Genomic DNA, 21,233 nt, shown 5'->3' on the forward strand with positions numbered 1-21,233 from the left:
TAGGCATGCCTCACCACGAACTGGCCACCATGTGACCACGGGCGGGACCCCGTTGGCAACAACATGCCGACGTGTTGTCGGAAACCCGGCCGGGCACCGGTGGCGCGGCGCCCGGAGAACGGGACGGGAGTGGGGGCTGGTGTGGGTGTGGATGCGGGGGCGGGTGCGAGTGCGGGAAACGGCTCAGGCGGCGAGGACGCTCAGGTCGGCCGCCGCCCAGCGTTCGCCGACGCCCGTCAGCGTCACCTGCCGGACCTCGTCGGTGGTGTCGCCCACGGCCCGGTGGATCAGGAGCTGCAACCGGTCCTCGGTGAGCTCCTCCACCTTGCCCTCGCCCCACTCGACCACGATCACCGAGTCGGACAGGGAGACGTCGAGGTCGAGGTCCTCCATCTCGTCGAGGCCGCCGGACAGCCGGTAGGCGTCGACGTGGACGAGCGGCGGACCGTCGCCGAGCGAGGGGTGCACGCGGGCGATCACGAAGGTCGGGGAGGTGACGGCGCCGCGCACGCCGAGTCCCTCGCCCAGGCCCCGGGTCAGCGTCGTCTTGCCCGCGCCCAGCTCCCCGCTCAGCATCACCAGGTCACCGGCGCGCAGCAGTTTGGCGAGCCTGCGGCCCAGTTCCCGCATCTGTTCCGGGGAGGTGACGGTGATCTCGACGGCGGGAGCCGGCCCGGCCGGGCCCTGCGGTGCTGCTGGTGCTTCCATAGCCCTCAACGGTAGCGCCGCCGGCGCACCGGCCCGTCTCCCGCCGTCCCGTTCACACGGTCGCGCCGCGCGCCTTCTCGTCGGCGCGGGCGAGCAGGTCGGCGAGGCGGTCGGTGACCAGCTCCGGGTGCTCCAGCATCACCAGGTGCCCCGCGTCGGGGACGAGCACCAGCTCGGCGTCCGGCAGCAGGTCGGCGATGGCCTCGCTGTGCTCGCTGGGCGTCACCAGGTCCCGCACCCCGGCCAGCACCAGCACCGGGAGGCCGCGGAAGTGGGCGAGGGCCTCGGTCTTGTCGTGGTCGTTGAACGCCGGGTAGTACTCGGCGACCACGTCGATCGGCGTCGACTCGATCATCCGCTCGGCGAACCGGGCCACGGCCGGGTCGACGTCCCGGGACGCGAACGAGTACCGCTTGATGATGCCGGCGAACAGGTCCGCCGTCGCCCGCCGTCCCCGCTCCACCAGCTCGGCCCGCTGCCCCAGCGCCTTCAGCACCCCGGGCAGCACCCGCCGCACCGCGTTGACGCCGGCCACCGGCAGCCCGAAGTTGACCTCGCCGAGCCGCCCGGACGACGTGCCGACGAGGGCGACGCCGACGACGCGCTCGCGGATCAGGGCGGGGAAGCGATCGGCCAGGGCCATCACCGTCATGCCGCCCATGGAGTGCCCGACCAGCACGATCGGCCCCTCGGGCACGGCCGCGTCGATGACGGCCTTCAGGTCCCGGCCCAGCTCGTCGATGGTGACCGGCTCGTCGTCGCGCACCTGGGCCACGCCCCGCCCGGACCGTCCGTGGCTGCGCTGGTCCCAGTGCACGGTGCGCACGACGCCCCGCAGCGCCGCCCGCTGGAAGTGCCAGGAGTCCTGGTTGAGGCAGTAGCCGTGGCAGAAGACGACGGTGACGGGAGCGGGCGCCCTGCGGCCGAAGAGCCGTCGGCGGCGCCGGGTGAGCGCGGACTCGGTGTCCGGATCGACGTCGTCGACCTCGTAGTACAGCTCGGTGCCGTCGTCGGCGTACGCCCTGCCGGGGGTGCCGCGCAGTCCGCCGTACGGTCCCGCCGCGTCGAGGGCGAGCCGCGCCTTCCGGCGCATTCCGCGGCCGACGGTGAGCCGCTCTATCGCCACGCCGGCCGCCGCGCCCGCGGCGACCACGCCTATCGCGGCACCGGCGATCCCGGTCGCCCGGCGCCAGCCCCCGGCGGCCACGTCGGTGGCGGCCTCCGCGGCGGAGGCGACGGCCACCACGGCGACGTCCGCGATCCCCTCCGCACTGCTCTCGCTCACGTACCGCTCCTCTTCACCGGGCCGCGGGGCGGATCCCCCTCTGGTCCCTCGTTCACCCGAACGTGTGTCGCATGCACGTCATACACGCCGGGCGGGGCGCGCGTCACGTGTCACTGGTCACGCGGGGTCCGCGATCGTCACTCGTTCACGTAGACGCGGGGGACGCGCGCGCCGATCCGGGTGACGATCTCGTACGCGATGGTGCCGGCGGCCTGCGCCCAGTCCTCGGCGGTGGGCTCGCCGCGGTCTCCGGGCCCGAACAGCACCGCCTCGGCGCCGACCGGGGGCCGGTCCCCTCCCAGGTCGACGACGAACTGGTCCATCGCGACCCGCCCCGCGATCGTGCGCCACTTGCCGCCGACCAGGACGGGGCCGGTGGAGGAGGCGTGGCGCGGGATGCCGTCGGCGTAGCCGAGGGGGACGAGGCCGAGGGTGGTCTCGCCGGGGGTGGCGTAGTGGTGGCCGTAGCTGACGCCGTGGCCGCCGGGGACCTGCTTGACCAGGGCCAGGGCGGCGGACAGCGTCATCACGGGGCGCAGTCCGAAGTCGGCGGGGGTGCCGATCTCGGGGCTGGGCGAGACGCCGTACATCGCGATGCCGGGGCGCACGAGGTCGAAGTGGGTCTCGGGGAGCGTGAGCGTGGCCGGCGAGTTGGCGATGTGCCGCACCTCGGGGCGGACGCCCTGCCGCTCGGCGTACGCCGTCATCTCGCGGAAGAGGGTGAGCTGGGCGGCGATGGAGGGGTGGCCGGGCTCGTCGGCGCAGGCGAAGTGCGACCAGAGCCCGGTGACGCGGATCAGTCCTTCGGCCTCGGCGCGCCGGGCCTCCCGGACGAGTTCCTCCCAGTCGTCGCCCGGCTGGCAGCCGTTGCGGCCCAGCCCGGTGTCGGCCTTGAGCTGCACCCGCGCGGGGAGCCCGGCCAGCCGCGCCGCGGCGGTGACCTCCTGCAGGGCCCACGTTCCGCTGACGGAGACGTCGAGACGGGCCTCGACGGCCTCGCGCCAGGGGCCGCCCGGCGTCCACAGCCAGCACATGATCCGCACGTCGTCCGGCAGCCCGGCCTCCGCGCGCAGCGCGAGCGCCTCCTGGGGCGTGGCGGTGCCGAGCCAGGTCGCGCCGGCCGCGACGGCCGCGCGGGCGCACGGGATCGCGCCGTGGCCGTAGGCGTCGGCCTTGACGACGGCCATGAGGGCCGCACCGGGCGCCCGTTCGCGCAGCGCGCGCACGTTGGCCCGCAGTGCGGCCAGGTCGATCTCGGCACGGCCCCGCAGGGACGCGTCCCCTCGGACGGAAGTCTCACTCATCGCGCCCCAGTCTCTCAGAGCCCCCACCCACCCCCTGCCCCAGCCACCATGACCTGCCGCAGCCACCACGACCGCCGGGGCCGCCGCAGCCGCGCAGCTACCTAGCTGCGGGCGGTCGTGCCTCCCCCAGTGCCTGAACGGCCTGGGAGGTGCCCCCAAGGCGGCACGGGTGGGCGCTGGGGGCACCCCCTCTGGGGGAGGCACCCCGCCAGCGCCGGCCACGCGGACCACCCCCCGCACCATCGCCTCCGCCCACGCAACGCCGCCCACCTCAGGCCCGGTCCGACCGCACCCCTCCTCCCCGCCCGCTCAAACCCCCCGCACATCCCGCCAGGCAACCCGCACCGCCTCCGCCACGTCATGCGCTCCCACCGGCGCCCCCGCCGCCGCGATCCGCCCGGCCAGCCCGTGCAGGTACGCCCCCGCGCTCCCCGCGTCCACCGCCGAGAGCCCCGCCGCCAGCAACGACCCCGCCAGCCCCGACAGCACGTCCCCGCTCCCCGCCGTGGCCAGCCACGACGTCCCCGTCGCGTTGACCCGCACGGGCCCCTTCCCGCCCGCCGCGGCCACCACCGTCGTCGACCCCTTGAGCAGCACCGTCGCCCCGTACCGCTCCGCCAGCTCCCGCACCGAGGCCAGCCGCGCCCCCTCGACCTCCTCGCGGCTCACCCCGAGCAGCGCCGCCGCCTCCCCGGCGTGCGGCGTCATCAGCGTCGGCGCCGTACGTCCCCGCACCGCGTCCGCGTCGGCCAGCCGCAGCCCGTCCGCGTCGATCAGCACCGGCACCCGGGCCTCCAGCACCTCCGCCACGGTCCTGGCGTCGTCCCCGGCGCCGGGACCGACGACCCAGGCCTGCACCCGCCCCGCCCGCTTCGGCCCCTGGTCCGACACGAGCGTCTCCGGGAAGCGCGCGATCACCGCGTCCCCCGCCGGACCGACGTACCGCACCGCCCCGGCCCCGCCCCGCAGCGCCCCGGAGACGGCGAGCACGGCGGCCCCCGGGTAGCGCGCCGACCCGGCGGCGATGCCGACGACCCCGCGCCGGTACTTGTCGCTCTCCGCCCCCGGCACCGGCAGCAGCCGGGCCACGTCCGCGTGCTGCAACGCCTCCAGCTCGGCCGCGTCGTTCGGCAGCGCCAGCCCGATGTCCACCAGCCGCACCGACCCGGCGTACTCCCGCGCCGGGTCCACCAGCAGCCCCGGCTTGTGCGTCCCGAAGGTCACCGTCAGGTCGGCCCGCACCGCCTCCCCGCGCACCTGCCCCGTGTCGGCGTCGACCCCGCTCGGCAGGTCGACCGCGACGACGGCGGCCCGCGAGCGCCCGGCCGCGGCGGCCAGCGGCACCGCCTCCTCCCGCAGCCCGCCCCGGCCGCCGATCCCGACGATGCCGTCCACGACCAGGTCGGCCCGCTCGATCAGCCGCTCCCCGTCACCGTCGGCGGCGACCCGCCCGCCGGCCCGCCGCAGCGCCGCGAGGCCGCCGGCGTGCGCGCGCCCGGGTGTGAGCAGGACGGCCGTCACCCCGGCCCCGCGCCGGGCGAGCCGCGCCCCGGCGTACAGGGCGTCGCCGCCGTTGTCGCCGCTGCCGACGAGCAGCACGACCCGGCTGCCGTAGACCCGGCCGGCCACGCGGCCGAGCAGCTCCGCGCAGGCGGCGGCGAGTCCGGCCGCCGCCCGTTGCATCAGGGCCCCGTCCGGCAGCCTCGCCATCAACTCCCGCTCGGCCGTCCTGACCGTCTCCACGCTGTACGCAGTCCGCATGCCGTCGAGTCTTCCCTGTCCGACGCGGACATCACGGCCCGGACATCACGGCGCGGCCGGAAGGGCGGGGCCCGCGCGGCGGGGAACCTATCCCTCCGCGATCACCACCGCCGACGCGACCCCCGCGTCGTGGCTCAGCGACACGTGCCAGGAGGTGACCCCCAGCTCCGCGGCCCGCGCCGCCACCGTCCCGGTCACCCGCAGCCGTGGCCGTCCGCTGTCCTCGACGTACACCTCGGCGTCCGTCCAGTGCAGTCCCGCCGGCGCGCCGAGCGCCTTGGCCAGCGCCTCCTTGGCCGCGAAGCGGGCGGCGAGCGAGGCGACGCCCCGGCGCTCCCCGCCCGGCAGCAGCAGCTCGCTCTCCAGGAAGAGCCGCCGCGCCATGGCCGGCGTGCGCTCCAGCGACGCCGCGAACCGCTCGATCTCGGCCACGTCGATGCCGACCCCGATGATGCTCATGCCGAGCACCTTAGGACCTGTCGTTCGGATCATGCCGGCGTCGCGGGGGCCGCGGGAGGACCGCGGAGCCGCGCGCCGGGCCGCCGCGGCCTACTCCACCGTCACCGACTTGGCCAGGTTCCGCGGCTGGTCCACCTCGTTGCCCCGGACCGTGGCCAGTTCGCAGGCGAAGACCTGCAGCGGCACCGTCGCCACCAGCGGCTGGAGCAGCGTCGGGGTGGCGGGGATGCGGACGAGGTGGTCGGCGTAGGGGACGACCGCCTCGTCGCCCTCCTCCGCGATGACGATGGTCCGCGCGCCCCGGGCCCGGATCTCCTGGATGTTGGACACGATCTTGTCGTGGAGCACGGAACGGCCGCGCGGGGACGGCACGACCACGACGACCGGCAGGTCCTCCTCGATCAGCGCGATCGGCCCGTGCTTCAGCTCGCCCGCCGCGAAGCCCTCGGCGTGCATGTACGCCAGCTCCTTGAGCTTCAGGGCGCCTTCGAGCGCGACCGGGTGTCCGACGTGCCGGCCCAGGAACAGCACCGTGTTCTTGTGGGCGAGCGAGCGCGCCAGCTCCCGGACCGGCTGCATGGTCTCCAGGACCCGGTCGACGGCGCCGGAGATCCGGGAGAGGTCGCGGACGACGCCGCGGATCTCGTCGGCGTACTTCGTGCCGCGGACCTGGCCGAGGTAGAGGGCGACCAGGTAGCAGGCCACCAGCTGGGTCAGGAAGGCCTTCGTCGAGGCGACGGCGACCTCGGGTCCGGCGTGCGTGTAGAGCACCGCGTCGGACTCGCGCGGGATGGTCGAGCCGTTGGTGTTGCAGATGGCCAGCACCTTGGAGCCCTGCTCGCGGGCGTGGCGCAGCGCCATGAGGGTGTCCATGGTCTCGCCGGACTGGGAGATGGCGATGACCAGGGTCTGCCGGTCCAGGATCGGGTCGCGGTAGCGGAACTCGCTGGCCAGCTCCACCTCGCAGGGGATGCGCGTCCAGTGCTCGATGGCGTACTTGGCGATCAGCCCGGCGTGGAAGGCCGTGCCGCAGGCGACGACGACGACCTTGTCGACCTCGCGCAGCACCCCCGCGGGGATCCGCAGCTCGTCCAGGGTGAGGGAGCCGGAGGCGTCGATGCGGCCGAGGAGCGTGTCGGCGACCGCCTTGGGCTGTTCGGCGATCTCCTTGAGCATGAAGGAGGCGTGGCCGTCCTTCTCGGCGGCCGAGGCGTCCCAGTCGACGTGGTACGCGCGCACCTCCGCGGGGCTGCCGTCGAAGCCGGTGACGCTCACGCCGTCCCGGCGCAGCTCCACCACCTGGTCCTGGCCCAGTTCGAGGGCGTCCCGGGTGTGGGCGATGAACGCGGCGACGTCGGAGGCGAGGAAGGACTCGCCCTCCCCCACGCCCACCACGAGCGGTGAGTTGCGCCGCGCGCCCACGACCACGTCCGGCTCGTCGGCGTGCACCGCGACCAGCGTGAACGCCCCCTCCAGCCGGCGGCACACCAGCCGCATCGACTCGGCCAGGTCGGCGCAGGCGGAGTACTGCTCGGCGAGCAGGTGGGCGACGACCTCGGTGTCGGTCTCGGAGGCCAGCTCGTGGCCCCGCTCCTGCAGCTCGGCCCGCAGCTCGGCGAAGTTCTCGATGATGCCGTTGTGGACCACGGCCACCCGGCCGGCGTTGTCGAGGTGCGGGTGGGCGTTGGCGTCGGTGGGTCCGCCGTGCGTGGCCCAGCGGGTGTGGCCGATGCCGGTCGCGGCCGACGGCAGCGGGTGCTCGGCCAGCTCCTTGTCCAGGTTGACGAGCTTGCCGGCGCGCTTGGCGGTGGCGAGCCCGCCGTCGGCGAGCACGGCGACGCCCGCCGAGTCGTATCCCCGGTACTCCAGCCGCTTGAGCCCGGCCACCACGACGTCGAGCGCCGACTGCGATCCCACGTATCCCACGATTCCGCACATGACGGGCAGCCTACGGTCAGTTTCGATCACGAACCTGCTGTCACGTGCCCGAAATCGGAAATTCCCACCGGGGTACGAACACCCCGATGGGAATTTTCCGTCGGTCCGGCCACCGGCCGCGCCCGGTGGTCAGCTCAGCTTGGCGAGCTTGGCGAGCTGGATGTCGCTGATCTCCGTGGGGAAGGTGAAGTCCTTGCCCGTGGCGGCGGAGCCCAGGTTGAACACGGTGAACGACGCCACCGTGGAGCCCTTGCGGGTGACGGCGACCTTGACCGGGAACTTGTCGCCCCCCTCGCCGACCACCGTCATGGTCACCGCGACGGCCTCGTCGGCACCGGCGGGCGCCTTGTCGGTGACGACCTTGTCGATCTTCGTCGTGACACCGGCCGCGGTGTAGGAGAAGCCGCCCGCGCACGCGCTCACGGCGGCGTTCACGTCCTTGAGGACCGACTCGGCGCCGCCGTCCCCGTAGGAGGCCAGGGTCACCAGGACCTTGTCCAGGTCGAACGCCTTGTCGAGCGCCTCCTCGGACACGTCGTCCCCGGACGGCTTCTTCGACCCCTCCGTCCAGGACCGCTTCACCGTGGCCGCCGGCTCGCCCGCCGCGACGCCGGTCTGCGCGAAGACGAGCGGCTGGCACTCGGCCTTCTCCGCCTTCACCTGGTCCTGCGGGATGTTGTCCGCCGCGGCGGCCTCGGTGACCTTGCCGTTCTTCACGTCCGCCTGGGCCAGGACGGCCTTCTCCAGCTCGGCGGCGGTCAGCGCCTTGGCGGCGGCCGGGGCGTTCTTGTCACCGTCGGCCTTGCCGTCGCCGGTCGTGGCGCCGTCGTCGGAGGACCCGCCGCAGGCGGTGACGAGGAGGGCCAGGGCGGCGGCGGAGGCCGCCAGGGCGGTACGGCGCACAGCGGTCGTTCTCACGTGGGGCGACTCTTTCTGCCAGGACTGCGGAGGAGCTCCGCATGCTTCGCGCGCACTGTACTCACAGGCGGCTCACAGCCGATCGCTCCGTGACCACCCGGTATGGGACCGTGACGCCTACGTGATCTTGGTCGGCGGGACGGTGCCGGCGTGACACAGCCCACCCGCCACCGTGTTCAAACTCCGTTAACAATGGACTGTGATCTCTCCGGTCCCCGCGATGCCCCGGAGCGCCCACCGGTCCCGGCCGGAGGCGACTCCCTACGTCGACCTCACCCGCCCCGAGTGGAGCGCGCTGCGCGACAAGACGCCGCTGCCGCTGACCGCCGAGGAGGTGGAGAAGCTGCGCGGCCTCGGCGACGTCATCGACCTCGACGAGGTGCGGGACATCTACCTGCCGCTGTCCCGGCTCCTCAACCTCTACGTCGGCGCCACCGACGGACTGCGCGGCGCGCTGAACACCTTCCTCGGCGAGCAGGGCTCCCAGTCCGGCACACCCTTCGTCATAGGGGTCGCCGGCTCGGTCGCGGTCGGCAAGTCCACCGTCGCCCGCCTCCTCCAGGCGCTGCTGTCCCGCTGGCCCGAGCATCCGCGCGTCGAGCTGGTCACGACCGACGGCTTCCTGCTGCCCACGAAGGAGCTGGAGGCCCGCGGCCTGATGTCGCGGAAAGGTTTCCCCGAGTCGTACGACCGCCGGGCGCTCACCCGGTTCGTCGCCGACGTCAAGGCGGGCAAGGCCGAGGTGACCGCCCCCGTCTACTCGCACCTCATCTACGACATCGTCCCGGACGAGAAGCTCGTCGTGCGCCGCCCCGACATCCTGATCGTCGAGGGCCTGAACGTGCTCCAGCCCGCGCTGCCCGGCAAGGACGGCCGCACCCGGGTCGGCCTCGCCGACTACTTCGACTTCAGCGTGTACGTCGACGCCCGCACCGAGGACATCGAGCACTGGTACCTCAGCCGCTTCCGCAAGCTGCGCGCGACCGCCTTCCAGAACCCGTCCTCCTACTTCCGCAAGTACACCCAGGTCTCGGAGGAGGAGGCCCTCGACTACGCCCGCACCACCTGGCGCACCATCAACAAGCCGAACCTGGTGGAGAACGTGGCCCCCACCCGGGGCCGGGCCACCCTGATCCTGCGCAAGGGGCCGGACCACAAGGTGCAGCGCCTGAGCCTGCGGAAGCTGTGACGGCGGCCGCCCGCCGCCTGTAGAAATACCGGATGCTGCATCTGCGTCTGATCACCCCGGCCGACCGGACCGACGAGGTGGTCCGTCTGATCGGCCGGACGGTCGGCACCACCCACCTCGTCGTCCTGCCCGGCGCCGCCCGCGATCCGGAGGGCGACGTCGTCATGTGCGACGTGGCCCGCGAGGCGGGCGACGAGATCATCAGCCGGCTCCGGGGGCTGGGCATCGACGACCACGGCGCCATCACCGCCGAGAACATCGACCTGTCGCTGTCCAGACGCGCCGACAAGGCGGAACGGGACGCGCCCGGCGAGCCCGCGGACGCCGTGCTGTGGGAGCAGCTGGAGGAGGCGACCCACGAGGAGTCGACCCTCTCCGTCACCTACGTCGCCTTCATCACGCTCGCCACGATGATCGCGGCCTGCGGTGTGGTGCTCGACAACGCGATCCTGATCGTGGGCGCGATGGCGGTCGGCCCGGAGTTCGGCCCGCTGGCCGGCGTCTGCACCGCGATCGTCCAGCGCGCCCCGCGCCTGGCGCTGCGCTCGCTGACCGCCCTGCTGGTGGGCTTCGCGGTGGCGATGGCGGTGACGGTGGGCTTCAGCTGGCTCATGTCCGCGTTCGGCCTGTTCAGCGAGGGCAAGCTGGAGGGCGACCGTCCCAACACCGGCTTCGTCTACGCCCCCGACGCCTTCTCGTTCGTGGTGGCGGTCCTCGCCGGCGTCGCGGGCACGCTGTCCCTGACCAGCGCCAAGTCCGGCGCCCTGGTGGGCGTGGCCATCTCGGTGACCACGGTCCCGGCCGCCGCGAACGCGGCCGTCGCCCTGAGCTTCGGCGACACCAGGCAGACGGTCGGCTCCAGCGAACAGCTCCTGCTCAACCTGGCGGGCATCGTGGTGGCCGGCACCCTGACGCTGCTGTCCCAGAAGGCCCTGTGGGCGACCCAGCGCCCCCGGCTGACCAGGACCGACGACGCCGGTTAGGGCCGGCGCGCCGCGAGGGGGCGCGGGGTCGTGCCGGTACGCGGCTCCGCCGCGCGGGCGCGACCGGCCACGACGCACCGCCGGCCCGCGGCGCGCGGAACCCCCCGGCCCCGAACCGGGCGCCGCGCACCTACCCCAGCGCCGACTTCACCGCGTCGGCCAGCCGCCCCGCGACGGACCGGGCCTGCTCGATGTCCGCCGCCTCGACCATCACCCGCACCAGCGGCTCGGTCCCCGAGGGACGCAGCAGCACCCGCCCGGTGCTGCCCAGCTCCCGCTCGGCCTCGCCGACGGCGGTCGCCAGCTCCGCCGACGTCTTGACCCGCGCCTTGTCCACGTCCGGCACGTTGATCAGCACCTGCGGCAGCCGCTCCATCACGGACGCGAGGTCCCGCAGCGTACGGCCGGTCTGCGCGACCCGCGCCGCCAGCATCAGGCCGGTCAGCGTGCCGTCGCCGGTGGTGGCGTGGTCGAGGATGATGACGTGGCCGGACTGCTCGCCACCGAGGGCGTAGCCGTGCTCCTTCATCTCCTCCAGCACGTACCGGTCGCCGACCCCGGTCTGCACGAACTGGATGCCCTCGCGCTCCATGGCCAGCTTGAAGCCCAGGTTGGACATGACGGTCGCGACGACGGTGTCGGAGCGCAGCGCGCCCCGCTCCCGCATCGCCAGCGCGAGCACGGCGAGGATCTGGTCGCCGTCCACCTCCGCGCCGGTGTGGTCCACGGCCAGGCAGCGGTCGGCGTCGCCGTCGTGGGCGATGCCGAGGTCGGCGCCGTGCTCCACGACGGCCGCCTTGAGCAGGTCGAGGTGGGTGGAGCCGCAGCCGTCGTTGATGTTGAGGCCGTCCGGCACCGCGCCGATGGTGACGAGCTCCGCGCCGGCCCGCGCGAACGCCTCCGGCGAGACCCGGGAGGCGGCGCCGTGCGCCTCGTCGAGGACGATCTTCAGCCCGTCGAGGCGGTTCGGGAGGACGCCGACGAGGTGGGCGACGTACTGGTCGAGTCCCTCGTCGTAGTCGCGGACGCGACCGACGCCGGCACCGGTCGGGCGGTCCCAGGGGGCACCGGTGCGGTGCTCGGCGTAGACGGCCTCGATGCGGTCCTCGAGCTCGTCGGCGAGCTTGTGGCCGCCGCGGGCGAAGAACTTGATGCCGTTGTCGGGCATGGCGTTGTGGCTCGCGGAGAGCATCACGCCGAGGTCGGCGCCGAGCGCGCCGGTGAGGTGGGCCACCGCGGGCGTCGGCAGGACGCCGACCCGCAGCACGTCCACGCCGGCGCTGGCCAGGCCCGCGACCACGGCGGCCTCCAGGAACTCCCCGGAGGCGCGCGGGTCCCGTCCGACCACCGCGGTCGGGCGGTGTCCGGCGAAGGTGCCCACCTCGGCCAGTACGTGCGCCGCGGCGACGGAGAGACCGAGCGCCAGCTCGGCCGTCAGATCCGCGTTGGCGACACCGCGCACGCCGTCCGTGCCGAAGAGTCGTCCCACTTGTCCTCCTGAGGAAACGTCAATTCCGGGAGCGGCTGCTGTGCGGCCCACGCAGTCGACTCCCGTGGTGCCGGTCGCGCGTCGCGCCGCGCTGCCCGGTCATCCGATCACACAAGCCTTTGAACGTCTGAACGTCTCAGCGTCTGAAGTTCTGAACGTCTCAGCGTTTCAGCGTCTCAGCCTCTGAACGTCTTGTGCCGTTATACGCCCAACGGCCGGGATAAACGAATGCCCCGGCAGCACAGTGGCGTGCCGCCGGGGCGTTCGGAGTACAGGCAGCGAGGCTTAGCGCTTGCTGTACTGCGGAGCCTTGCGGGCCTTCTTCAGACCGGCCTTCTTGCGCTCGACCGCACGGTCGTCGCGCTTGAGGAAGCCGGCCTTCTTCAGCGGGCCGCGGTTGTTGTCCACGTCGGCCTCGTTCAGCGCACGGGCGACACCGAGACGGAGCGCACCGGCCTGACCGGAGACACCGCCACCCGCGATGCGGGCGATGACGTCGTAACGGCCCTCGAGCTCGAGCACCTTGAAGGGCTCGTTGACTTCCTGCTGGTGCACCTTGTTCGGGAAGTAGTCCTCGAGGGTGCGACCGTTGATCTTCCACTTGCCGGTGCCCGGGACGATCCGGACACGGGCGATGGCGTTCTTGCGACGGCCCAGGCCGGCGGCCGGCTGGGGCTCGCCGAAGCGGGACGCCATGGACTCCGAGGTGTACTCGCCCTCGACGGGGACCTCGGACTCGGTGGTGTAGCTGTCGATGTCGATCTCTTCGAGCGGCTGCTCGGCAGTGGTCTCGGCCACGATGCTCCTCAGATTCTCTTCAGTCTTAGGGGGTGGCCGGACTTACTGCGCGACCTGGGTGATCTCGAACGGCTGCGGCTGCTGCGCGCCGTGCGGGTGCTGGTCACCCTTGTAGACCTTCAGCTTCGAGAGCATCTGACGGCCCAGGGAGTTCTTGGGGAGCATGCCCTTGACGGCCTTCTCGATGGCCTTCTCCGGGTTCTTGTCCAGCAGCTCGTCGTAGCGCACGGAACGCAGACCGCCCGGGTAGCCGGAGTGGCGGTACGCCATCTTCTGGGTCCGCTTGTTGCCGGAGAGGTGCACCTTGTCGGCGTTGATGATGATGACGAAGTCACCGGTGTCGACGTGGGGCGCATAGATGGGCTTGTGCTTGCCACGGAGGATGGAGGCCGCGGTGGAGGCCAGACGACCCAGGACGATGTCCTGAGCGTCGATGACGTGCCACTGGCGCGTCACATCGCCGGGCTTGGGGCTGTACGTACGCACGGTTCGTAGCCTTCGCTTCTTCAGTGAATGGTCCTGACAAGGTCACCGAAGACGATCACGACAGCCCTGACCGCACTGCGGTGACGCAAACCGCGTGCTGGTCGCTGGTCATCGGTCCCGGTCGACCGGTGTAAGGGCCCCTCACGTGAGAATGAGCAAGCCAATACACATACGACTGTGCAGGGTACCCGGGATGTCCCGGTGGGGTCAAAACGGAGCCGCCGACACCCGCGCGGGCCCCGTCGCGCGCCCTCCCCCGCCGTGCTCACCGGCGGGCACCGCACCGCCCCGGGCCCGTCGCGCCACCGCCCACGCCAGCACGCACAGCGTGAACGCGTCCTTGAAGGCCCGCTGCCGCACCGACTCCAGCCAGGGCCAGGTCAGCCCCGGCGCCTGGGGCACCAGGGCGAGCCAGAACCAGGGCCCCCGGGCCACCGCCCCGGCGTACGGCAGTCCGGCGAGCAGCAGCGGCACCGCGACCAGGAGGTAGTGGTCGTACGACGGCCTGGAGACCAGGAACACCGACAGCATCAGCCCCGCGCCGGTCTCCGCGTACCGCAGCGGCCCCGGGTCCGCGCGGCGCCAGCGCAGGTACGCGCCCAGCACCCCGGCCCCCGCCGCCGCCACCGCGACCCCCTGCGCGAGCGGCCCCGCCACCCCGAGCCGGGGCAGGACGGCCGCCGGAGAGGCCTCGTAGAGCCGTACGAACCCGTCGTCGCCGTGCAGGAGGAACGGCAGGGTGCGGGTGAGGAAGCCGGCCGGGTCGGGCATGGCCAGCGCCGCCGCGCCGGAGGCCAGCGCGGGCACCAGGACGGCCGCCGCCAGAGGACGCCACCGTCCGGCGAACACGAACAGCAGGACCACGGGCGCCAGCAGCGGCTTGAGCGCCACGGCCGCGCCGATGACGGCCCCCGCCGCCGTCCACCGCCCCCGGCTCGCCAGCAGCAGGCACAGCGGCAGGCCCACCGCCGCGGTCACCGTCCAGTTGCCGAGCCGCACCAGGTGCCCGAACGGCGCGAAGCCCGCCGCGAGCCCGACGAGCCCGAGGACGCCGAGGCGGCTGCCGTACGGCACCCGGTGCAGGCGCAGCGCGCAGCCCCAGGCCAGCGCCAGCAGCCCCGTCACCGCCAACGGCGCCAGCACCCGCAGCACGGCCCCGGGCAGCAGCGCCTGCGGGACGGCGGCCAGGACCGCGCTCGGGAGGTACAGGAAGTGCGGATCGTCGTACGGGGAGCCCCCGGCCAGCCAGGTGCGGGCGGCCCGCACGACGATCGCGTTGTCCATCCCCCCGTCCGGGGCCGCCCGGGCCGCGCCCAGCGCCGACGCCCCCAGCACCGCCACGAGCGCCGCCCACGCGTGCCCGCCCGCGGGCCGCACCAACCACCCGGAGATGTCGCCTTTGCCCGTCCGCATGAGGGGAACGCTAGGCGCTGCGGCCCCTCCACAGCCGCACCAGCACGCCCCTGAGCCCGTCTAAGATGCCGCCCATGAGCTTTGGGCAGGGGGGACCTCAGTCGCAGTGGGATCCCTGGAAACCGCAATCGCAGCAGCAGCCCTGGAACAGCGGCGGCGACTCCCCGGACTGGGCCGCGCTCGCGGAGGCCTCGGAGGCCCGTAACAAGCGCCGCCGGCTGCTGTTCATCGGCGGCGGGGCGCTGGCCACCGTGGCGATCGCCAGTGCCGTCGCCGTGGCCGTGGTCTCGGCGAACGGCTCCGGCCAGGCGTCGGACACGCCCACCTCCCAGCTGCCGTCGACCGCGGACATCCCCAGCCAGTCGGCCGCGCCCCCCTCGTTCGCGCCGACCAGTGCCCCGCCGCCGCTGGACCCGAAGGACTTCGTGTCCAGCGGCAAGAAGGACAGGGCCCCGCTGAGCGCGGACATCCTCTTCCCGGGCACGCAGCTGACCATGGGCGACATCGTGTACAAGAAGGGCCCGACGGCGGACACCCGCACCTGCGCCTCCGCCGCCCAGGGCACCCTGCCGAAGGCCCTCACCGCCAACGGCTGCACCCGGCTGCTCCGCGTCACCTACACCAAGGGCGAGATCGCGGTGACGGTCGGCGTGGCCGTCTTCGACACCGAGGCGCAGGCGCTGAAGGCCAAGGCCCAGACCGACAAGAAGAGCATCGTGCGCTCCCTGTCCGGCGGCGGCGTGAAGTCGTTCTGCACCGGCGCGGTCTGCCGCTCCACCACCAACTCCTACGGCCGCTACGCCTACTTCACGATCGCCGGCTTCACGGACGGCAAGAACGTGACGCAGAAGGCCACGGACGTGTTCCGCACCGGCGACGACCTGGCCGAGTTCGCCTTCCGGCAGATCCGCCGGCGCGGCGAGGCCCAGGCGTCGGCGGCGGCGGCCGGGTAGCGGCTCAGCAGCAGCCGGCCCCCGGCAGGGTGCGTCGGTTGCGCGCCTCCTTGTTCCGCGCCGCCAGCAGCTCGTCCGCCGGATAGCCGACCTCCTCCAGGGTCAGCCCGTGCGGCCGGACGACGTGCACGGCGGAGTCCCGGACGCCGGCGGCGAGCACCTTGGCGGGCCAGTCGGGCGGGCGGTGCCCGTCGCCGACGAACAGGAGCGCCCCGATCAGGGAGCGGACCATGTTGTGGCAGAAGGCGTCGGCCCGGACGGTGGCGGTGATGATCCCGTCGTCGCCGCGCACCAGGCTCAGCTCCTGAAGGGTCCGGATGGTCGTGGCCCCCTCCCGCTTCTTGCAGTAGGCGGCGAAGTCGTGCTCCCCGAGCAGTCCCCGGGCCGCCTCGTTCATGGCGTCCACGTCGAGGGGCCAGTCGTGCCACAGGACGTGTCCGCGCAGCAGCGGATCGACGCCGCCGGGGTTGTCGGTGACCCGGTAGGCGTAGCGCCGCCAGATCGCGGAGAACCGGGCGTCGAAGCCGCCGGGCGCCTCCCTGAGGGCCCACACCCGCACGTCCCGGGACAGCCGCCCGGCGAGCCGCTTGAGCAGCTTGCCGTGGTGCTCGGCCCACACCTCGCGCGGCAGGTCGACGTGGGCGACCTGGCCCCGGGCGTGCACCCCGGCGTCGGTCCGCCCCGCCACGGTCAGTTCGTACGTCTCACGGGACCGCGTGACCGTGCGCAGCGCGTCCTCGATCTCCCCCTGCACGGTCCGCCGCCCGCCGGCCTGCTTGGCCCAGCCGGAGAACTCGGTGCCGTCGTAGGAAAGATCAAGGCGCACCCGTACGTGTCCGGGCTCTACTTCCTCACTCACCCCTGAATCTTCTCAGGAACGGCGAACGGGCCCGCCCCCGGAAGGGGACGGGCCCGTCACGAGCCGGAAGCCTCAGGCCTCCTTGGACTCCTCGGCCGGGGCCTCGGCGGCCTCGGTCTTGGTCTCCTCGGCAGCCGGAGCGGCCTCGGCGTCCTTGGCGGCACGCTTGGTGGCGGCCTCGGCCTCACCGGTGGCCTGCTGCGCCACGGTCAGCGCCTCGACCAGCTCGATGACGGCCATGGGCGCGTTGTCGCCACGGCGGTTGCCGATCTTGGTGATCCGGGTGTAGCCACCGGGACGGTTCTCGTACCGGGGGCCGATCTCGGTGAAGAGCGTGTGGACGACGCTCTTGTCCGTGATGACCTGGAGCACCTGACGGCGGTTGTGAAGGTCGCCCTTCTTCGCCTTGGTGACCAGACGCTCGGCGTACGGACGCAGCTTGCGCGCCTTCGCCTCGGTCGTGGTGATGCGGCCGTGCTCGAACAGCGACTTCGCGAGGTTCGCGAGGAGCAGCTTCTCGTGCGCGGCGCTGCCGCCCAGACGGGCACCCTTGGTGGGCTTCGGCATGGTGTTTCTCCTAGGTGTCTGCCCCGGCCGTATCAGGTACCGAGGTCAGTATCTGAGCAGACGGTTGTCTGTCAGAGATCCGGAGACTGCCCCGAAGGGGCGTCTCCGGAAGGGGCGCGGGGAACTGCGCGGCCAGCCACAGCTCACCCGCACCCGCAGTACGGCCCTCCTCGCGGAGCGCTCAGTACTGCTCGGTCTCGACGAAGCCCGCGTCCGCGTCGTCATCGGCACCGAACGCGTCCGCGGCGGCGGTCGGGTCGAATCCGGGCGGGCTGTCCTTGAGCGCGAGGCCCATGCCGGCCAGCTTCGCCTTGACCTCGTCGATGGACTTCGCACCGAAGTTGCGGATGTCCAGCAGGTCGGCCTCCGAGCGGGCGACGAGCTCACCCACGGAGTGGATGCCCTCGCGCTTGAGGCAGTTGTACGACCGAACGGTGAGCTCGAGCTCCTCGATCGGCAGCGCCAGGTCGGCGGCGAGCGCGGCGTCCGTCGGGGACGGACCCATGTCGATGCCCTCGGCGTCGATGTTCAGCTCGCGGGCGAGACCGAACAGCTCGACGAGGGTCTTGCCCGCGGACGCCATGGCGTCGCGCGGCCGCATGGCCTGCTTCGTCTCGACGTCGACGATCAGCTTGTCGAAGTCGGTGCGCTGCTCGACACGCGTGGCCTCGACCTTGTACGTGACCTTGAGGACCGGCGAGTAGATCGAGTCGACCGGGATGCGGCCGATCTCCTGGCCCACCTGCTTGTTCTGCACGGCGGAGACGTAGCCGCGACCGCGCTCGACGGTCAGCTCCATCTCCAGCTTGCCCTTGCCGTTGAGCGTGGCGAGGACGAGGTCGGGGTTGTGCACCTCGACACCGGCCGGGGGCGCGATGTCGGCGGCGGTGACCAGACCCGGGCCCTGCTTGCGCAGGTACATCACGACCGGCTCGTCGTGCTCCGAGGAGACGACCAGCTGCTTGATGTTGAGGATCAGGTCGGTGACGTCCTCCTTGACGCCCGGCACGGTGGTGAACTCGTGCAGGACGCCGTCGATGCGGATGCTGGTCACAGCAGCGCCGGGGATCGACGAGAGGAGGGTGCGGCGGAGGGAGTTGCCGAGGGTGTAGCCGAAGCCCGGCTCCAGCGGCTCGATGACGAACCGGGAGCGGAACTCGTCGACGACCTCTTCGGTCAACGAGGGACGCTGAGCGATCAGCATGGAGTGAATCCTTCAGTCAGGGGCGCCCGCTATTTGACGCCCGACTCTGTACTGCAAGGGTACGGGCGGCACGACCGGAAAGAGCCGTACCGCCCGGAAATCCCTGACGAAGCGAGGTCACACGCGACGACGCTTCGGCGGACGGCACCCGTACCGCGACATGTGGGGGACGACCCCCACACCCCCAGCCGGATGCCGCGTTGCCGTGAGCCGGCGCGTCAGACGCGACGACGCTTCGGCGGACGGCAGCCGTTGTGCGGGGTGGGCGTGACGTCCTGGATGGAGCCGACCTCGAGGCCGGTCGCCTGCAGGGAGCGGATCGCGGTCTCACGACCGGAACCCGGGCCCTTGACGAACACGTCGACCTTGCGCATGCCGTGCTCCTGAGCGCGGCGGGCAGCCGACTCGGCGGCCATCTGCGCGGCGAACGGCGTGGACTTCCGGGAGCCCTTGAAGCCGACGTGGCCGGCGGAGGCCCAGGAGATCACGTTGCCGGACGGGTCCGTGATCGACACGATGGTGTTGTTGAACGTGCTCTTGATGTGCGCGTGGCCGTGAGCGACGTTCTTCTTTTCCTTGCGGCGCACCTTCTTGGCAGCGCCCTGACGTCCCTTGGGGGGCATGTCGTTCTCCTACGGGAGGTGGTCGGTCCTACAGCGAAGACCGCTGGACGGCGAGTCCGCTGCGGACTACTTCTTGCCCGGCTTCTTCTTACCGGCGATGGCGCGACGCGGGCCCTTGCGGGTGCGGGCGTTGGTGCTGGTGCGCTGACCGCGGACGGGCAGGCCGCGGCGGTGACGCAGACCCTGGTACGTGCCGATCTCGACCTTGCGGCGGATGTCGGCCTGGATCTCGCGACGGAGGTCACCCTCGGTCTTGATGTTGTTGTCGACGTACTCGCGGATCGCGACGAGCTGCTCCTCGGAGAGGTCGCGAACGCGGGTGTTCGGGTCGACGCCGGTGGCGGCCAGCGTCTGCTGCGAAAGGGTCCGGCCGATGCCGAACACGTAGGTGAGGGCGATCTCCACGCGCTTTTCGCGCGGGATGTCAACACCGGAAACGCGTGCCATTCAATGGCTCCAGTTGGTTGTCGGAGGTCTTCCACAGAACCGGCTCCCGGCCGCCGTATCAGGTACGAACCGGGTCCCCGGCCTCCGAACCGGGGGTGTCGGGCACCTGGGTGCCCGGGTCCTGCGTATGAACATGTTCAGCTCGCGTCGCGCGAAGTCATGCGAATCGCGGAGGGAACGGTCGTGCGTCAGCCCTGGCGCTGCTTGTGGCGCGGGTTGTCGCAGATGACCATGACCCGACCGTGACGGCGGATCACCCTGCACTTGTCGCAGATCTTCTTGACGCTCGGCTTGACCTTCATGGGGTGAGGTTCTCCGGGTCAGTTGCCGGCGGTCCCACGGCACAGTGCCGCGGGACGTGGGGCAAGATCTACTTGTACCGGTAGACGATCCGGCCACGCGTCAGGTCGTACGGAGACAGCTCCACCACGACCCGGTCGTCAGGGAGGATGCGGATGTAGTGCATGCGCATCTTGCCGCTGATGTGTGCCAGGACCTGGTGGCCGTTCTGGAGCTCGACCCTGAACATGGCGTTCGGAAGAGACTCGACGACAGTGCCCTCGATCTCGATGGCACCTTGCTTCTTGGCCACGCTTCGCCCTTCGAATCGACTACCTTGATCGACTCCGCTGCGCCCTGCGAGCAGATGCAGGCATACGGGTGCACTGGAGCCGACGAGTCAGTCTACGTCAGCACCCCCGGAAAGGCGAAACGAGGAAGTCTGCCCCACGGGTGAGATCGTTACGCCAGCGGGTCCGGGGCCGCCGTGATCCCCAGTTCCGCCAGCTTCGCCTTGCCTCCGACCGCTCCCTCACGCCCCTCTCGCGGGCTCGGCGCCAGGGGCGCCTCACAGGCTTCGAGCGGCTGCGCCGGCCTCCGACCGGCGGTCGCGCCGCGGACCGGAGTCACCCCAGCGGGTCCGGGGCCGCCGTGATCCCCAGTTCCGCCAGCTTCGCCTTGCCTCCGTCGGGGGCCGTCAGGACCAGGGGGCCCTGCTCCGTCAGCGCCACGGAGTGCTCCCAGTGCGACGACCACGTGCCGTCGGTCGTGATGACCGTCCAGTCGTCCCGGAGGACCTCGGTCCTCGGGGTGCCGAGGGACACCATCGGCTCGATGGCCAGGCAGAAGCCGGGCACCAGCTTCGGGCCCTTGCCGCGGCGCCGGTCGACGTAGTTCAGCAGGTGCGGGTCCATGTGCATCTCGGTGCCGATGCCGTGGCCGCCGTAGTCCTCGATGATCCCGTACTTGCCGCCGCCCGGCTTGGGCTGGCGACGGATGTACGTCTCGACGGCCCGCGAGATGTCGACGAGGCGGTTGCCCTGCTTCATCGCCGCGATGCCGGCCCACATCGACTCCTCGGTCACCCGGGAGAGCTCGATCAGCTCCGGGGCGTGACCGGAGCCGACGAAGGCCGTGTAGGCGGCGTCGCCGTGCCAGCCGTCGACGATCGCGCCGCAGTCGACGGAGATGATGTCCCCGTCCTTGAGGACCACGTCGTCGGACGGGATGCCGTGGACGACGACCTCGTTCACGGACGTGCAGATCGTCGCCGGGAACCCGCCGTAGCCGAGGAAGTTCGGCTTGGCGTCGTGCTCCGCGAGCACCTTGCGGGCGACCTGGTCCAGGTCCTTGGTCGTGGCGCCGGGCACGGCGGCCTCCCGCGTGGCCGCGTGGATGGCGGCGACGACCAGCCCCGCCTCACGCATCTTGGCGATCTGCTCGGGGCTCTTGATCTGCACCATGGGGACTGCGGCCTTTCTGGACCGGAAGAACAACGGACGTCATCAACGATACGGGGCCGGACCCCCGCGTCGGCCGTGGGCGGCCGCGGCCGTCCACGCCACAGCCG

The 21,233-nt window shown here is 72.3% G+C and carries 21 protein-coding genes and 1 pseudogene; 3 read left to right on the top strand and 19 right to left on the bottom strand.

Annotated elements, in window-relative coordinates; genetic code table 11:
• Positions 1-183 precede the first annotated feature (183 nt).
• The 7 genes and pseudogenes from tsaE to JHAT_RS04550 all read right to left on the bottom strand — a co-directional run bounded on the left by tsaE (position 184) and on the right by JHAT_RS04550 (position 8,373).
• Positions 184-708, bottom strand: a complete 525-nt coding sequence (tsaE, locus tag JHAT_RS04520) for a tRNA (adenosine(37)-N6)-threonylcarbamoyltransferase complex ATPase subunit type 1 TsaE (RefSeq protein WP_107481820.1) — start codon at positions 706-708, stop codon at positions 184-186.
• Positions 677-1,993: pseudogene (locus tag JHAT_RS04525) on the bottom strand (alpha/beta fold hydrolase); the annotation flags it as partial. The gene tsaE and the pseudogene JHAT_RS04525, both read right to left, overlap by 32 nt.
• 137 nt (positions 1,994-2,130) lie before the next feature.
• Positions 2,131-3,297, bottom strand: coding sequence for an alanine racemase (gene alr / locus JHAT_RS04530; protein ID WP_077796734.1), 1,167 nt, complete (start codon positions 3,295-3,297; stop codon positions 2,131-2,133).
• A 309-nt stretch (positions 3,298-3,606) separates the two neighbouring features.
• A complete protein-coding gene (locus JHAT_RS04535; protein WP_077796735.1) occupies positions 3,607-5,058 on the bottom strand; it encodes an NAD(P)H-hydrate dehydratase in 1,452 nt (483 codons plus the stop codon).
• An 87-nt stretch (positions 5,059-5,145) separates the two neighbouring features.
• Positions 5,146-5,517: a holo-ACP synthase gene (locus JHAT_RS04540; protein WP_077796736.1), complete on the bottom strand. Its 372-nt coding sequence runs from the start codon at positions 5,515-5,517 to the stop codon at positions 5,146-5,148.
• A 90-nt stretch (positions 5,518-5,607) separates the two neighbouring features.
• The gene (glmS, locus tag JHAT_RS04545) at positions 5,608-7,455 is read right to left on the bottom strand and encodes a glutamine--fructose-6-phosphate transaminase (isomerizing) (RefSeq protein ID WP_077796737.1); all 1,848 of its coding nucleotides are present in this window, start codon (positions 7,453-7,455) and stop codon (positions 5,608-5,610) included.
• Positions 7,456-7,584: 129 nt separating this feature from the next.
• Positions 7,585-8,373 (bottom strand): hypothetical protein, encoded by a 789-nt coding sequence (locus JHAT_RS04550; protein ID WP_077796738.1) that lies wholly within the window; start codon positions 8,371-8,373, stop codon positions 7,585-7,587.
• A 220-nt stretch (positions 8,374-8,593) separates the two neighbouring features.
• On the opposite strand from JHAT_RS04550, the gene coaA reads away from it, so the two are divergent.
• Both coaA and JHAT_RS04560 read left to right on the top strand, forming a co-directional pair.
• Positions 8,594-9,562: a type I pantothenate kinase gene (gene coaA, locus JHAT_RS04555; protein ID WP_171990752.1), complete on the top strand. Its 969-nt coding sequence runs from the start codon at positions 8,594-8,596 to the stop codon at positions 9,560-9,562.
• Positions 9,563-9,594: 32 nt separating this feature from the next.
• Complete coding sequence (locus JHAT_RS04560) at positions 9,595-10,545, top strand: DUF389 domain-containing protein (RefSeq protein WP_077796740.1); 951 nt, start codon at positions 9,595-9,597, stop codon at positions 10,543-10,545.
• 130 nt (positions 10,546-10,675) lie between these two features.
• Here the strand turns inward: JHAT_RS04560 and glmM are convergent, their stop codons facing one another.
• The 4 genes from glmM to JHAT_RS04580 form a co-directional block, all read right to left on the bottom strand.
• On the bottom strand, positions 10,676-12,034 hold the full coding sequence (glmM, locus tag JHAT_RS04565) for a phosphoglucosamine mutase (RefSeq protein ID WP_077796741.1): 1,359 nt from the start codon (positions 12,032-12,034) through the stop codon (positions 10,676-10,678).
• Between the two features lie 285 nt (positions 12,035-12,319).
• Positions 12,320-12,832, bottom strand: coding sequence for a 30S ribosomal protein S9 (gene rpsI / locus JHAT_RS04570; RefSeq protein ID WP_077796742.1), 513 nt, complete (start codon positions 12,830-12,832; stop codon positions 12,320-12,322).
• Positions 12,833-12,874: 42 nt separating this feature from the next.
• Positions 12,875-13,318, bottom strand: a complete 444-nt coding sequence (rplM, locus tag JHAT_RS04575; protein WP_077796743.1) for a 50S ribosomal protein L13 — start codon at positions 13,316-13,318, stop codon at positions 12,875-12,877.
• A 207-nt stretch (positions 13,319-13,525) separates the two neighbouring features.
• A complete protein-coding gene (locus JHAT_RS04580) occupies positions 13,526-14,731 on the bottom strand; it encodes a glycosyltransferase 87 family protein (RefSeq protein ID WP_077796744.1) in 1,206 nt (401 codons plus the stop codon).
• 74 nt (positions 14,732-14,805) lie between these two features.
• Here JHAT_RS04580 and JHAT_RS04585 point away from each other — a divergent pair, with 74 nt between their 5' ends.
• On the top strand, positions 14,806-15,684 hold the full coding sequence (locus tag JHAT_RS04585; RefSeq protein WP_077796745.1) for a hypothetical protein: 879 nt from the start codon (positions 14,806-14,808) through the stop codon (positions 15,682-15,684).
• A 4-nt stretch (positions 15,685-15,688) separates the two neighbouring features.
• On the opposite strand, the gene truA is transcribed toward JHAT_RS04585, so the two are convergent.
• From truA to map, 8 genes are all read right to left on the bottom strand, one after another.
• Complete coding sequence (gene truA / locus JHAT_RS04590; RefSeq protein ID WP_077796746.1) at positions 15,689-16,543, bottom strand: tRNA pseudouridine(38-40) synthase TruA; 855 nt, start codon at positions 16,541-16,543, stop codon at positions 15,689-15,691.
• Between the two features lie 72 nt (positions 16,544-16,615).
• A complete protein-coding gene (gene rplQ, locus JHAT_RS04595) occupies positions 16,616-17,110 on the bottom strand; it encodes a 50S ribosomal protein L17 (protein ID WP_077796747.1) in 495 nt (164 codons plus the stop codon).
• Between the two features lie 181 nt (positions 17,111-17,291).
• On the bottom strand, positions 17,292-18,314 hold the full coding sequence (locus JHAT_RS04600) for a DNA-directed RNA polymerase subunit alpha (RefSeq protein WP_003966937.1): 1,023 nt from the start codon (positions 18,312-18,314) through the stop codon (positions 17,292-17,294).
• Between the two features lie 218 nt (positions 18,315-18,532).
• Positions 18,533-18,937 (bottom strand): 30S ribosomal protein S11, encoded by a 405-nt coding sequence (gene rpsK, locus JHAT_RS04605; RefSeq protein ID WP_003956432.1) that lies wholly within the window; start codon positions 18,935-18,937, stop codon positions 18,533-18,535.
• Between the two features lie 66 nt (positions 18,938-19,003).
• Complete coding sequence (gene rpsM / locus JHAT_RS04610; protein WP_004984507.1) at positions 19,004-19,384, bottom strand: 30S ribosomal protein S13; 381 nt, start codon at positions 19,382-19,384, stop codon at positions 19,004-19,006.
• Between the two features lie 188 nt (positions 19,385-19,572).
• Positions 19,573-19,686, bottom strand: a complete 114-nt coding sequence (gene rpmJ, locus JHAT_RS04615) for a 50S ribosomal protein L36 (protein WP_003974245.1) — start codon at positions 19,684-19,686, stop codon at positions 19,573-19,575.
• A gap of 68 nt (positions 19,687-19,754) precedes the next feature.
• On the bottom strand, positions 19,755-19,976 hold the full coding sequence (gene infA, locus JHAT_RS04620; protein WP_004927214.1) for a translation initiation factor IF-1: 222 nt from the start codon (positions 19,974-19,976) through the stop codon (positions 19,755-19,757).
• A gap of 313 nt (positions 19,977-20,289) precedes the next feature.
• Positions 20,290-21,126 carry a type I methionyl aminopeptidase gene (map, locus tag JHAT_RS04625; RefSeq protein WP_077796748.1) on the bottom strand — a complete coding sequence of 279 codons (837 nt, stop codon included), beginning with the start codon at positions 21,124-21,126 and terminating at the stop codon, positions 20,290-20,292.
• Positions 21,127-21,233: the final 107 nt, after the last annotated feature.

Source organism: Streptomyces sp. JHA26, from assembly GCF_002005565.1.
Taxonomy (GTDB): Bacteria; Actinomycetota; Actinomycetes; order Streptomycetales; family Streptomycetaceae; genus Streptomyces.

Excerpts from the sequence above, each read along its gene's own strand:
- JHAT_RS04600 (WP_003966937.1), bottom strand. The coding sequence starts at position 18,314 with ATGCTGATCGCTCAGCGTCCCTCGTTGACCGAAGAGGTCGTCGACGAG.
- tsaE (WP_107481820.1), bottom strand. The coding sequence starts at position 708 with ATGGAAGCACCAGCAGCACCGCAGGGCCCGGCCGGGCCGGCTCCCGCC.
- JHAT_RS04585 (WP_077796745.1), top strand. The coding sequence starts at position 14,806 with ATGAGCTTTGGGCAGGGGGGACCTCAGTCGCAGTGGGATCCCTGGAAA.
- coaA (WP_171990752.1), top strand. The coding sequence starts at position 8,594 with ATGCCCCGGAGCGCCCACCGGTCCCGGCCGGAGGCGACTCCCTACGTC.
- map (WP_077796748.1), bottom strand. The coding sequence starts at position 21,126 with ATGGTGCAGATCAAGAGCCCCGAGCAGATCGCCAAGATGCGTGAGGCG.
- JHAT_RS04540 (WP_077796736.1), bottom strand. The coding sequence starts at position 5,517 with ATGAGCATCATCGGGGTCGGCATCGACGTGGCCGAGATCGAGCGGTTC.
- alr (WP_077796734.1), bottom strand. The coding sequence starts at position 3,297 with ATGAGTGAGACTTCCGTCCGAGGGGACGCGTCCCTGCGGGGCCGTGCC.
- rplQ (WP_077796747.1), bottom strand. The coding sequence starts at position 17,110 with ATGCCGAAGCCCACCAAGGGTGCCCGTCTGGGCGGCAGCGCCGCGCAC.
- JHAT_RS04535 (WP_077796735.1), bottom strand. The coding sequence starts at position 5,058 with ATGCGGACTGCGTACAGCGTGGAGACGGTCAGGACGGCCGAGCGGGAG.
- rpsM (WP_004984507.1), bottom strand. The coding sequence starts at position 19,384 with ATGGCACGCGTTTCCGGTGTTGACATCCCGCGCGAAAAGCGCGTGGAG.
- JHAT_RS04580 (WP_077796744.1), bottom strand. The coding sequence starts at position 14,731 with ATGCGGACGGGCAAAGGCGACATCTCCGGGTGGTTGGTGCGGCCCGCG.
- JHAT_RS04560 (WP_077796740.1), top strand. The coding sequence starts at position 9,595 with ATGCTGCATCTGCGTCTGATCACCCCGGCCGACCGGACCGACGAGGTG.
- rpsK (WP_003956432.1), bottom strand. The coding sequence starts at position 18,937 with ATGCCCCCCAAGGGACGTCAGGGCGCTGCCAAGAAGGTGCGCCGCAAG.
- glmS (WP_077796737.1), bottom strand. The coding sequence starts at position 7,455 with ATGTGCGGAATCGTGGGATACGTGGGATCGCAGTCGGCGCTCGACGTC.
- rpmJ (WP_003974245.1), bottom strand. The coding sequence starts at position 19,686 with ATGAAGGTCAAGCCGAGCGTCAAGAAGATCTGCGACAAGTGCAGGGTG.